Annotated in this window: 12 protein-coding genes; 10 read left to right on the top strand and 2 right to left on the bottom strand. The window is 67.2% G+C overall.

The window, feature by feature from the left end:
* Positions 1-156 precede the first annotated feature (156 nt).
* The 7 genes from DKG75_RS11070 (at position 157) to ureG (ending at position 5,315) form a co-directional block, all read left to right on the top strand.
* Positions 157-459: an urease subunit gamma gene (locus tag DKG75_RS11070; RefSeq protein WP_109921186.1), complete on the top strand. Its 303-nt coding sequence runs from the start codon at positions 157-159 to the stop codon at positions 457-459.
* Positions 460-470: 11 nt separating this feature from the next.
* On the top strand, positions 471-776 hold the full coding sequence (locus DKG75_RS11065) for an urease subunit beta (RefSeq protein ID WP_109921185.1): 306 nt from the start codon (positions 471-473) through the stop codon (positions 774-776).
* 1 nt (position 777) lies between these two features.
* Entirely contained in the window at positions 778-2,490 is a 1,713-nt protein-coding gene (gene ureC, locus DKG75_RS11060) for an urease subunit alpha (protein ID WP_109921184.1), read from the top strand.
* 90 nt (positions 2,491-2,580) lie between these two features.
* Positions 2,581-3,186: an urease accessory protein UreE gene (locus DKG75_RS11055; RefSeq protein ID WP_109921183.1), complete on the top strand. Its 606-nt coding sequence runs from the start codon at positions 2,581-2,583 to the stop codon at positions 3,184-3,186.
* Entirely contained in the window at positions 3,176-3,856 is a 681-nt protein-coding gene (locus DKG75_RS11050) for an urease accessory protein UreF (protein ID WP_243746577.1), read from the top strand. The genes DKG75_RS11055 and DKG75_RS11050 overlap by 11 nt, the downstream gene beginning before the upstream one ends.
* 103 nt (positions 3,857-3,959) lie before the next feature.
* Complete coding sequence (locus DKG75_RS11045) at positions 3,960-4,670, top strand: putative 2OG-Fe(II) oxygenase (protein ID WP_109921181.1); 711 nt, start codon at positions 3,960-3,962, stop codon at positions 4,668-4,670.
* Between the two features lie 21 nt (positions 4,671-4,691).
* Entirely contained in the window at positions 4,692-5,315 is a 624-nt protein-coding gene (gene ureG, locus DKG75_RS11040; protein WP_109921180.1) for an urease accessory protein UreG, read from the top strand.
* A 24-nt stretch (positions 5,316-5,339) separates the two neighbouring features.
* Here the strand turns inward: ureG and DKG75_RS11035 are convergent, their stop codons facing one another.
* Both DKG75_RS11035 and DKG75_RS11030 read right to left on the bottom strand, forming a co-directional pair.
* The gene (locus DKG75_RS11035) at positions 5,340-6,140 is read right to left on the bottom strand and encodes an ABC transporter substrate-binding protein (protein WP_109921179.1); all 801 of its coding nucleotides are present in this window, start codon (positions 6,138-6,140) and stop codon (positions 5,340-5,342) included.
* Positions 6,141-6,241: 101 nt separating this feature from the next.
* Complete coding sequence (locus DKG75_RS11030) at positions 6,242-7,141, bottom strand: hypothetical protein (RefSeq protein ID WP_109921178.1); 900 nt, start codon at positions 7,139-7,141, stop codon at positions 6,242-6,244.
* 164 nt (positions 7,142-7,305) lie between these two features.
* Here DKG75_RS11030 and DKG75_RS11025 point away from each other — a divergent pair, with 164 nt between their 5' ends.
* The 3 genes from DKG75_RS11025 (at position 7,306) to DKG75_RS11015 (ending at position 11,896) form a co-directional block, all read left to right on the top strand.
* On the top strand, positions 7,306-8,223 hold the full coding sequence (locus tag DKG75_RS11025) for an SMP-30/gluconolactonase/LRE family protein (protein WP_109921177.1): 918 nt from the start codon (positions 7,306-7,308) through the stop codon (positions 8,221-8,223).
* A 319-nt stretch (positions 8,224-8,542) separates the two neighbouring features.
* Entirely contained in the window at positions 8,543-10,438 is a 1,896-nt protein-coding gene (locus DKG75_RS11020; protein WP_166646555.1) for a DUF1302 domain-containing protein, read from the top strand.
* 81 nt (positions 10,439-10,519) lie between these two features.
* Entirely contained in the window at positions 10,520-11,896 is a 1,377-nt protein-coding gene (locus DKG75_RS11015) for a DUF1329 domain-containing protein (RefSeq protein ID WP_109921175.1), read from the top strand.
* The last annotated feature ends 138 nt before the right edge of the window (positions 11,897-12,034 follow it).

Raw genomic sequence — 12,034 nt, 5'->3', positions numbered from 1 at the left:
GAGATGGCGGCATCGACTCCCTCGCCCCCTTGGGGGAGAGGGCCGGGGTGAGGGGGGAGGCTAAAAAAACCGGGCCATTGAGGCCCCGCGCAGCTTTAGCGAAGCGAGCCAAGGGGGCCGCATGGCCCCCGCCCGGCGCTTGAGGGACCAAGAAAAATGAACCTTACACCGCGTGAGAAGGACAAGCTGCTGATCGCCATGGCCGCGATCGTGGCGAGGAAGCGCCTGGAGCGGGGCGTGAAGCTGAATTATCCGGAAGCGGTCGCCCTGATCACCGACTATGTGGTCGAGGGGGCGCGCGACGGGCGCACGGTCGCCGACCTGATGGCGGCGGGCGCCACCGTGCTGTCGCGCGACCAGGTGATGGACGGCATTCCCGAGATGATCCACGACGTGCAGGTCGAGGCCACCTTCCCGGATGGCACCAAGCTCGTCACCGTCCATCAGCCGATCCGTTGAGGGGAAGAGCCATGATCCCGGGTGAAATCATTCCCGCCGAAGGCGAGATCGAACTGAATGCCGGCGCCGAGGCGATCGAGATCGAGGTCGCCAATACCGGCGACCGGCCGATCCAGGTCGGCAGCCACTATCATTTCGCCGAGACCAATGCCGGCCTCGACTTCGACCGCCAGGCCGCCCATGGTTACAGGCTGGACATTCCGGCCGGCACCGCCGTCCGCTTCGAGCCGGGGCAGAGCCGCAGCGTGCGACTGGTGCCGTTCCTGGGGCTGCGCCGGGCCGTCGGCTTCCGCGGCCTCGTGATGGGAGGGCTTTGAGATGCCGATGAAGATCACCCGCGCGGCCTATGCCGACATGTTCGGGCCGACCGTCGGCGACCGCATCCGCCTCGCGGACACGGAACTGCTGATCGAGGTCGAGAAGGATTACACGATCTACGGCGAAGAGGTGAAGTTCGGCGGCGGCAAGGTCATCCGCGACGGCCAGGGCCAGTCCCAGGTCACGCGGGCGGCGGGCGCGGTCGATACCGTGATCACCAATGCGGTGATCCTCGACCATTGGGGCATCGTGAAGGCCGACGTCGGGATCAGGGACGGCCGCATCGCCCGCATCGGCAAGGCCGGCAACCCGGACACCCAGCCCGGCGTCGACATCATCGTCGGCCCGGGCACCGAGGTGATCGCGGGCGAGGGCAAGATCCTGACCGCGGGCGGCATCGATTGCCATATCCATTACATCTGCCCGCAGCAGGTGGAGGATGCGCTCTCGTCCGGCATCACCACGCTGATCGGCGGCGGCACCGGCCCCGCCACCGGCACCAATGCGACCACCTGCACCCCCGGGCCCTGGCACATGGCCCGCATGCTCCAGGCCGCCGAGGGCCTGCCGGTGAACCTGATGTTCGCCGGCAAGGGCAACAGTTCCAACCCGGCCGCCCTGGTCGAGCAGATCGAGGCCGGCGCCGCGGCCCTGAAGCTGCACGAGGACTGGGGCACCACGCCCGCCTCGATCGACTGCTGCCTGTCGGTCGCCGACGATTACGACGTGCAGGTGATGATCCACACCGACACGCTGAACGAATCCGGCTTCGTCGAGGATACGATCGGCGCCTTCAAGGGCCGCACCATCCACGCCTTCCACACCGAGGGCGCGGGCGGCGGCCATGCCCCGGACATCATCAAGGTCGCGGGCCTGCCCCATGTCATCCCGTCGTCGACCAACCCGACGCGGCCCTTCACGGTCAATACGCTGGACGAGCATCTCGACATGCTGATGGTCTGCCACCATCTGGATTCGAGCATCCCGGAAGACGTCGCCTTCGCCGAAAGCCGCATCCGGCGCGAGACCATCGCGGCCGAGGATATTCTCCACGACCTCGGCGCGCTCTCGATCATCTCGTCCGACAGCCAGGCCATGGGCCGCCTGGGCGAGGTGATCATGCGCAGCTGGCAGACCGCCCACAAGATGAAGGTCCAGCGCGGCGGCCTGGCCGGCGACGGTCCGGGCAACGACAATTACCGGGCCCGGCGCTATATCGCCAAATATACCATCAACCCGGCCATCGCCCATGGCATCAGTACCCATGTCGGCTCGATCGAGGTTGGCAAGCTGGCCGATCTGGTGCTGTGGAGCCCCGCCTTCTTCGGGGTGAAGCCGGACATGATCCTGAAGGCCGGCACCATCATGCAGGCCCTGATGGGCGATCCCAACGCCTCGATCCCGACGCCGCAGCCGGTGCATTACCGGCCGATGTTCGGCGCCTTCGGGCGGGCCATGAATGCCTCCTGCCTCACCTTCGTCTCGAAGGCGGCGCTCGATCTCGACATCGGGGCGAGGCTGGGCCTCCAGCGCACCCTGGCCGCGGTGGAGAACACGCGCCTGACGGCGGCGAAGGCGGCCATGGTGCTGAACGACGCCTGCCCGGTGATCGAGGTCGATCCCGAAACCTACGAGGTCCGGGCGGACGGCCAGCTCCTGACCTGCGAACCGGCGAAAGTGCTGCCCATGGCGCAGCGCTATTTCCTGTTCTGAAGGTGCGGGGGAATTGTGACGTTCGCTGATGACGCGCGGCTTTCCCGGTCGTAAGAACAGGGCAGAGCTTTCATTCGAGGATCAAGGATCATGAAGCGCGCTTCCGCCGTCCTGCCCAAGGGGTCCTTCGCCGATGACGCGGTCGTCGGCGAGGTGGTGCTGGATTCCGACGCCCGGCTGCGCCGCCGGGCCGTGCTGTCGGCCGGGCGCCAGCAATTCCTGCTCGATCTGGCCGAACTCGTGCCCCTGAACGACGGCGACGGCCTGGCGCTCGACGGCGGCGGCGTGATCCGCGTGCTGGCCGCCCCCGAACGCCTGGTCGAGGTGACGGCGAAAACCCCGGCCGACCTGGTGCGCATCGCCTGGCACCTGGGCAACCGCCACCTGCCCACCCAATTGCTGCCGGAGGCGCTGCGCATCCGCCCGGACCATGTCATCGAGGACATGCTGACCGGCCTCGGCGCCACCGTGAGCAAGATCGACGCCGCCTTCGATCCCGAAGGCGGGGCCTATGCCGGCGGCCACGACCATCACGATCATGACCACCATGACCACGGCCACGACCACAGCGCCTGCTGCGGCCATGATCACGGAAGCCACGATCATGGAAGCCACGATCATGGGGGTCATGATCACGGGAGCCACGATCACGACCACGGCCATGTGCACGGGCCGAACTGCAAGCATGACCACTGAGGGGGCGCTCTATCGCCTCATGGCGTGGCTGTCGCCGGCCTATCCGGTCGGCGCCTTCACCCATTCCCACGGTCTCGAATGGGCCATCGAATGCGGCTGGGTGCGGGATCGCGCCGCCCTGATCGACTGGCTGGAACAATTGCTGACCGCCGGCAGCGGCTGGAACGATGCGGTCTTCTTCGCCCATGCCCATGGCGCGGGGGGCGACGGCGCCCGCCTTGCCGCCATCGCCGAACTGGCCCGGGCCAATGCCCCGGCCCGGGAGCGGCAGGTGGAAACCCTGGCGCAAGGGACAGCCTTCCGCCTGATTTCGGAAAATGCCTGGCCGGCGGACGTGCTGGCGGCGCTGCCCGCCGATGTCGCCTATCCGGTCGCGGTCGGGGCGCTGGCGGCGGCCCATGACGTGCCGCTGCGGGCCGCACTCACCGCCTATCTGCACGGCTTCGCCGCCAATCTGGTCTCGGCGGCGCAGCGCCTGGTGCCGCTCGGCCAGACCGACGCCCAGCGGGCGATCGCCGCCCTGATGCCGGTGGTGGAGACGGCGGCCGGGCGCGCGGCCGCCCTCGATCCCGCGGCCGATCCCTTCGCGGCGCTGGGCGGGGCGACGCTGGTCTCCGACCTCTGCGCCATGCGCCATGAAACCCAGTATACGCGGCTGTTCCGGACATGAGCATGAAGGACGGGGCCCGAATTGACGGCGAATCGGCGGGCGATATAGTGGCGGCACGATCAATCTTCGAAAGGCCCGCCCGGCGCGGCCTTCGGGCAGGCGGATGAACGACCTCGAGCTTCGCCCCGGCTTTCACGGCCTGTGGCCCGTACCGCTCGGCATTTCCCGGCTGGCGGGGGCGGAGGCGTTCAACGCCCTGCTGGTCCGCACTTTCGCGGTCCTTCGCGCCGAACAATCGGCGGCGCGCGGCCAGGACCCGTCGGGGCCGTTCTTCGCCTCGGACGACGATCTCGTGCAGCGGATCACGGCCAAGGACTGGCAGGCCTTCGTCCGCTTCGTCGTCGATCGCCTGCACGATACGGTGGAACAGGCCAATGACGGCCATTGGCCGGACCGGGGCCTGGACCTTCAGGTGTCGCTGAAGGGCATGTGGTTCCAATGCAGCAATGGCGGCGCCTTCCATGACGTGCATACCCATGGCAATTGCTCGTGGTCCGGCGTCTATGTCGTCCAGGTCGATCCGCCGGAACAGCGGGCGGCGCACCCGGTCTATGGCGCGGCCAACGGCGTCACCCGTTTCTACGGCCCGCCCTTCGCCACCCTCGGCGGGGCCTTCGTCGATGTCGGCAATGCCTATCTCCAACCCCCGCACCGCGACGTCGCGCCGGTGCCGGGGCAACTCGCCGTGTTCCCGTCCTGGCTGGCCCATCAGGCGCTGCCCTATGCCGGGACGCGGGACCGCATCATCATTTCCTTCAATGCCAGCGTGCATGCGGCCGGCGGCGATCGCCTGCACGGCTATGGCGCCGGCTGATCGGACGGACGGGGGCCTGCCATGACCAAGCGCAATCCAAACGGGCCCTTGCGGGTCGGCGTCGGCGGGCCGGTCGGCTCGGGCAAGACGGCACTGATGGACAAGCTGTGCAAGCTGTTCAGCCAGCGCTACGACATCGCCGCGATCACCAACGACATCTATACCAAGGAAGACGCGGAATTCCTCACCCGCGCCGGCAGCCTGGCGCCGGACCGGATTCTCGGGGTCGAGACCGGCGGCTGCCCCCATACCGCGATCCGCGAGGATGCCTCGATCAATCTTGCCGCCATCGCCGAAATGCGCCGGCGCTTTCCCGATCTCGACCTCGTGCTGATCGAATCGGGCGGCGACAACCTGGCCGCCACCTTCAGCCCCGAACTGGCGGACCTGACGATCTATGTCATCGACGTCTCGGCGGGCGACAAGATCCCGCGGAAGGGCGGGCCGGGCATCACCCGCTCGGACCTTCTCGTCATCAACAAGACCGATCTCGCGCCGCTGGTCGGCGCCGACCTCGGGGTGATGGACCGGGACGCCAGGAAAATGCGGGGCGACAAGCCCTTCGTCTTCGCCCGTGCCGCTCGCGGCGACGGGATCGAGGACATCGCCGCCTTCATCGAGAAGGCGGGCGGTCTGGCGGCCTGACGCCGCCAGACCGATCTCCCCCGATCAATAGATCGAGAAGGGGAAATACTTGTCGTTGATGGCCTTGTAGGTGCCGTCGGCCAGGATTTCGGCGATCGCCTTGTTGAAGGCGAGGCGCAGCGCATCGTCGCCCTTGCGGACCGCGATGCCGACGCCGAAGCCGAGGATTTCGCGCGGCTCGTACATGGCGGGGCCGACGAATTCATACTTGGAGCCGGCCTCGGTCTTCAGCCAGGTGGCGGTCACCAGCTTGTCGACCAGGGCGGCATCGACGCGGCCGGCGGTGAGATCGGCATAAAGCTCGTCGACCGTGGCATAGAGCTTCACGGTCGAATCCTTATACAGCGCCTCCAGCATATTGGCCTGGATGGTCGAGCCCTGGGCGCCCAGCTTCTTGCCCGTCAGCGCGGCGGGCGAGGCATCGCCGACGTCCGTGCCCTTGGCGGCCACGAACTGGGTCGGGGTGTTGTAATATTTGTCGGTGAAGTCGACCTGCTTCTTGCGCTCGTCCGTGATCGACATGGAGGCGACGATGGCGTCGTATTTCTTCGCCTGCAGCGCCGGGATGATGCCGTCCCAATCCTGCGCGACGAATTCGCACTTCACCTTCATCTTCTCGCACAGCGCCTTGGCGATATCGATGTCGAAACCCTTGAGGTTGCCGTCGGCGTCCACCTCGTTGAACGGGGGATAGGCCCCTTCGGTGCCGATGCGGACGGTGGTTTCCGCCGTGGCGGCGGCGGCGCCGAAGCCGATGGCGGCGATCAGCGCCGCGGCGCCCGCGATGACGCGGAGCGAAGTGAATGCCCGGATGCCAGAGAACATGACGTCAATCCCCTGAAGACTTTGGAGAATCCAAGCGTCGCGCGCTTGACGGTCGAGATCAAGTCTCGGGAAGGCGTTCCGGTATCTTTGGCGGTGGGGGCTCAGCTGCCGGCTTCGGCAGCTTCGGCCGCGGCGACCGAGCGGCGCTTGCGCCGGCGCAGCAGGACGATGGCCAGGGCGCCGATGCCGCCGATCAACCCGCCGATCACGGCGCCGACCAGCGCGGTCGAGCCCATGGCCTGCCATTCGCTGCGGCTGGGCACGGGCAGGGGGGCGGGCATGTCGATGTCGTCGTTGATGAAATGGATGTCGGCGATGCCGGCGGCCATCTGGGCGCGCAATTCCTCCAGCACCTTGGCGCCCTCGGCGGCGCTGCCGTCATAGGCGCTGAACAGGTTCACGTTCATGTGGATCTGGTGCAGCAGGCTGATGCCGGCAACGCCGGCGACCATGGTCCGGCTGCTGTCCTGGCCCTGCATGCTGGTGGTGCCGACATAGACCGCCATCTCGTCCCGGCCGATGACGGCGAAGATCGGCTTCGGCGCATCCGCCGGGCGGCTCGCCTTCCACTGCGCCTCGCCGTTGGCGGCGATCTCGTCCAGGGTCGCGGTCGGGAAGGGCTTGATCACCTTGGCCAGGAATTCGGGCCGCGAATCGGGCAGGCGGCTGATCTGGCCGCCGCCGGCGACGAGCAGGATCTGGCCGAAGCGGTTCAGCAGCCGGCGCTGGCCCTGGCGCAATTCCACCAGTTCCTGGCAATCGCCGAAGGCGAGGACGACGCGCATCGAATCGCCCACCGCCGCGGTCATGGTGCGGATCAGGTTGGCTTCGGCCGGCTGCGATTCGTCCATCGCGCAGTAATTGGCGAAGGGGGCGACCTCGAGCTTCAGGCCGTTGCCGGCGTCGACCTCGACGGCGGCGGCGGGCCGGGCCGCGAGAAACAGGCCGGCCCCGAGCAGGAGGGCGGCGGAACGGGCCAGGAGGAGGCGGGAGCGCAGCATCGGCAAAACCATCGGCCCGGGCCGGGCAAGGCGCCGGCGACCGGTGGAAACGGAATCAGACAGGATCGATCAGTACGCTTGTCGCGCCCGATGCGGCAACGTTACCGTGGGCCGCGCGCGGGGAAAGATAAAAATGGCCGCGCCATGCCGAGAGGGAGGGCAAATTGAACGGATTTCGTGTCATTGCCGGGGGGCTGCGCTTTCCCGAAGGGCCTGTCGTGCTGCCCGACGGCGATATTCTCGTGGTCGAGATCGAGCGCGGCACCCTGACCCGGGTGCGGCCGGACGGGGCGGCCACGGTGGTCGCGACCCTGGGCGGCGGCCCGAACGGCGCCGCCCTCGGCCCTGACGGCGCGGTCTATGTCTGCAACAACGGCGGCTTCGAATTCGCCGACATCGGCGGCATCCTGGTCCCCGGGCACCAGCCCCACCATTATGCCGGCGGCTGCATCCAGCGCGTGGACCTAGCCACCGGCAAGGCCCAGACGCTTTATACCCACGCCGGCGACATCGCCCTCAAGGGCCCGAACGACCTGGTGTTCGATGGCCACGGCGGCTTCTGGTTCACCGATCACGGCAAGTCGCGGGCGCGCGACCGCGACACCACCGGCGTCTTCTATGCCAAGGCGGACGGCAGCTTCATCACCGAGGCGATCTTCCCCCTGCAGGCGCCGAACGGCATCGGCCTGTCGCCGGACGGGACGAAGCTCTATGTCGCCGAGACTTTCACCGGCCGGGTCTGGGCCTTCGAGGTCACGGGGCCGGGGCAGATCGGCGGCGCGCCCGGGCTTCTCGGCCATCCGGGGGCCTTGCTGCTGGCGCCCGGCGGCCTCAACCTGTTCGACAGTCTTGCCGTCGACGGCGAGGGCCATGTCTGCGTCGCCACACTGGTCAACGGCGGCATCACCACCGTCGCGCCGGACGGCAGCGCCGTCGCCCATGTGCAGATGCCGGACCCCCTGACCACCAATATCTGCTTCGGCGGGCCGGAGCTTCGCACCGCCTATATCACCCTGTCGGGCACGGGCCAGCTCGTCGCCGTCGACTGGCCCCGGCGCGGCCTCGCCCTGCATCACGGGTGAGGGGTGGGCGGTTTTCAATCCGATATGGGTGTATTCTCGGGCGGTGGAGGGCCTGCGCCGATTCGTCGCAACTGACTGTTTGTCAGACAAACAGTCAGGCTAAGTGCCTGTGCTGTCGCCCATTTTGGCCGCTGTTGCAGATCCGCCACTGTTTGCGGCGCAGTAACGGATCGCCCCAATGCACAAGACTTGACACCGTTTTGGGAACGGTGTCGGGTAAACGTGTCATGCAGTAACAGCATTGCTGCAATGCAATAGGCGAGAGCGCCGATAACAAACCTGGGCCCGGGGCACCAGGGCCATGGGGTGGGAGGGCAAGTTGAACAACGAACAGATCCGTCGTGTGCGCCAGATGGGCGTCGGCGCCCTGGGCATCAGCGCGACCGCGCTCGTTGCCGCCGTGCTGGCCGGGGGCGCCGCGCAGGCGGCGAATTTCGACGTGGGCGAGGTTTCGATCGAAACCCAGGTGACGGTCTCCGCCGGCTTCGGCATCAGGACCGAGGACCGCGATTCGCGTCTCGTCTGCGCCCAGAACAATCCGGGCGGTTCGGGCATCCCGTCGACCACCTGCAACGTCGACGACGGCAACCTGAACTTCAACAAGGGCGACTTCGTCTATGCGCCGATCCGCGTGCAGGGCGAGGCGACGGCGAGCTGGCAGAATTTCACCGCCTATATCCGCGGCCAGGCCTTCTACGACACGGTCTATGACAACGGCGACTTCGCGCGGAACGGCGGCGTCAACAATTACCGCGACCTCAACGGCCGCCAGACCGACGCGGCGCGCAACGCCTCCTATCTCGGCTACGAACTGATGGACGCCTGGGTGCGCGGCCAGTTCGATATCGGCGACCAGCAGCTGACCCTGAAGTTCGGCCAGCAGACCATTTCCTGGGGCGAGGCGCTGTTCTCGCCGCTCAGCCTCGTCCAGGTGAATTCCCTCGACCAGGCCAAGCTGCGCCTGCCGGGTGCCGAACTGCGCGATGCCGTGCGTTCCATGCCGGCCGCCTTCGTGCAGTATGACGTCGGCGGCGGCCTCGGCGTCGAAGCCTTCTACCAGTTCGCCTTCCGCTCCAGCCGGTCGGATCCGGCGGGCAGCTTCTTCTCGACCACCGACGTCGGCGGCCGCGGCGGCGTCGGCACCGGCCTCAGCCAGGATTACGACGTCAGCCTGGCCAGCGGCGCCGGCGGCCTGTCGGTGCAGCGCAGCCTCGAAGGCTCGACCGAGAATTCCAACGGCCGCAACTTCGGCGCCGCGCTGCGCTATTTCTCGCCCGAGCTGAACAATACCGAATTCGGCCTCTATTTCGCCAATGTGACGGCGCGCTCGCCGGTGCCGACCTTCCGCGTCGCCAGCACCCTGCTGCCGCTGTCGGCCTTCCCGGGCAGCCCGGCGACTTCGGTCGCGGTCAACATCAACAACAGCCGCGTCATGCTGGTCAATCCGCAGGACGTGCAGATGCTGGGCGCCAGCTTCAACACCTCGATCGACAGCCTCGGCCTGTCGGTCGCGGGCGAAGCGACCTGGATGCACGACCAGCCGATCCTGGTCGACGGCGAAACCGTGGCCACCACCCTGGTCTGCGCCGCCACCAACCCGGGCGCCCGCGTCCCCTGCGCCGCGGTCGGCCGCGCCAACCAGTGGAGCGCGGTGAACGGCTGGACCGCCAATATGCCGGGCCTCCAGATCGACGGCTTTACCCGCGAGGACGTCTATACCTTCATGCTGCGCGGGCTGAAGCAGTTCGGCGCCTCCGACGCCCCGAGCCGCCTGTTCGGCTCCAATTCGACCACCGCGATCGTCGAATTCGGCGGCGTCTACGTCGACCTGCCGGACAAGAGCATCCTCGCCTATGACGCGCCGGGCAACGGCACCGGCGGCGACGGCACCGCCACCGATCCGGTGACCTCGAAATACGAGCCGGCCACCGACTTCTCGCTCGGCGTGACCGCGACCGTCGTCGCTTCCTATCCGGACGCGCTCTTCGGCGCCAACCTGACGCCGAGCATCCGTTACCAGGCCGGTCTCGTCGGCAATACCCCGATGACCGGCGGCTATGTCGAAAACGCCAGCGCGCTGACCTTCCAGCTCGACGCCGACTACCTGCTCGCCTGGCGTGGCTCCATCGGTTACACGTCGTACTTCGGGGGGGGCCGCCAGAACCTGCTGCTGGACCGGGACTTCTTCCAGATGTCCGTGTCCTACTCGTTCTGAACCGGCGGAAAAAGACAAACGCACCGAACGAAAAACGATAAGGGGGCCGCGCGGGAACGCGGCCCAACCGGGAGAAAGAACATGAAACGTTTGGCGTATCTTGGGCTCACCATCGGTCTTGCCGCGGGCAGCGGCGCGGCGCTTGCCAAGGGCGGTGCCGACCAGATCGCGCGGCTGGGCAGCGACCTGACGCCCATGGGCTCGGTCAAGGCGGGCAGCAGCGACGGCACGATTCCGGCCTGGGACGGCGGGCTGCAGACGCCGCCCGCGGGCTTCGTCCCGGGCAAGCGCCTCGTCGATCCCTTCGCCTCCGATCCCGTGAAGTTCACCATCACCGGCCAGAACGTCGACCAGTACAAGGCCAATCTGTCGCCCGGGCAGATCGCCCTGCTGAAGACGTATCCGACCTACAAGATGAACGTCTACCAGAGCCGGCGGTCCTGCGCCTATGCGCAGAAGATCTACGACGCGAACAAGAAGAACGCCGAAATCGCCAAGCTGACGGCGGACGGCAACGGCCTCGAGGAAGGCCTCGTCGGCGTGCCCTTCCCGCTCGCGACAGAAGGGGTGGAATTCTTCTGGAACCATCGTTTCCGCCCGCGTCTCGGCTTCAAGTTCCGCCGTGCCTTCGCCCTGGCCGCGGTGACCCGCGGCGGTGACTACAATCTGGTCAAGAGCCAGGACGAGGGCATCCTGCACTACATGGGCCCGGGCCTGCGCGCCGAGGGGGATGCCGCCAGTCTCTCCCAGCTCGACAACGTCTGGATCACCTATCTCTCGATGACCACGGCGCCGGCGCGCATCGCCGGCTCGATCATCCTCGTCCGCGACAACATCAACGACAGCCAGGGCCCGCGCCAGGCGTGGCAGTACAACCCCGGCACCCGCCGCGTGGTGCGCGCCCCCGACCTCGCCTTCGACAATCCGGGCACCAACGCCGACGGCCTGACCACCATCGACCAGTTCGACGTGATGAACGGCTCGCCCGAGCGCTATAACTGGAAACTGCTCGGCAAGCAGGAAGCCTATATCGGTTACAACGCCTACCGGGCCAACAACTCGACCTACAAGGAATTCCTGACGCCCAGCCATCCGAACCAGGATGTCATGCGTTACGAGCTGCAGCGGGTGAACGTGGTCGAGGCGAGCCTGCGGGAAGGCGCGCGTCACCAGTATTCGAAGCGCGTGATCTTCCAGGATGCGGACAGCTGGACCTTCACCAACGTCTCGCTCTACGATACCCGCGGCGAATTATGGCGGGTGCAGGATGCGCCGCTGATCCAGTATTACGACGCCAAGTCCTGCAACATCATCTTCGAAGTGGACTACGATCTGCAATCCGGCCGCTATCTCGCCCAGACCATGAACATGGAAGAGGCGCCGATCGAGTTCAACGCGACCGAACTCCAGCCCGAGCGCTATAACCCCGACGCGCTGCGCCGCCTCAGCACCCGCTGATCGCCCGGCGTTCCAGACGGGCGGCCGCAGGGCCGCCCGTTTTCTTTGCTCGTCTCCCGCGATCGGCCCGCATTGGTCCCGATTGCCCGGAAAGCGGCGCCATCTGCCCGCGACAGCATACCGCCGCCTGTGAAACAA

Origin of the sequence: Zavarzinia compransoris, assembly GCF_003173055.1 — a bacterium.
GTDB classification, from domain to species: domain Bacteria; phylum Pseudomonadota; class Alphaproteobacteria; order Zavarziniales; family Zavarziniaceae; genus Zavarzinia; species Zavarzinia compransoris.
The sequence above is the reverse complement of the archived record's forward strand: the minus strand, read 5'-3'. Positions and strand labels throughout refer to the sequence as shown.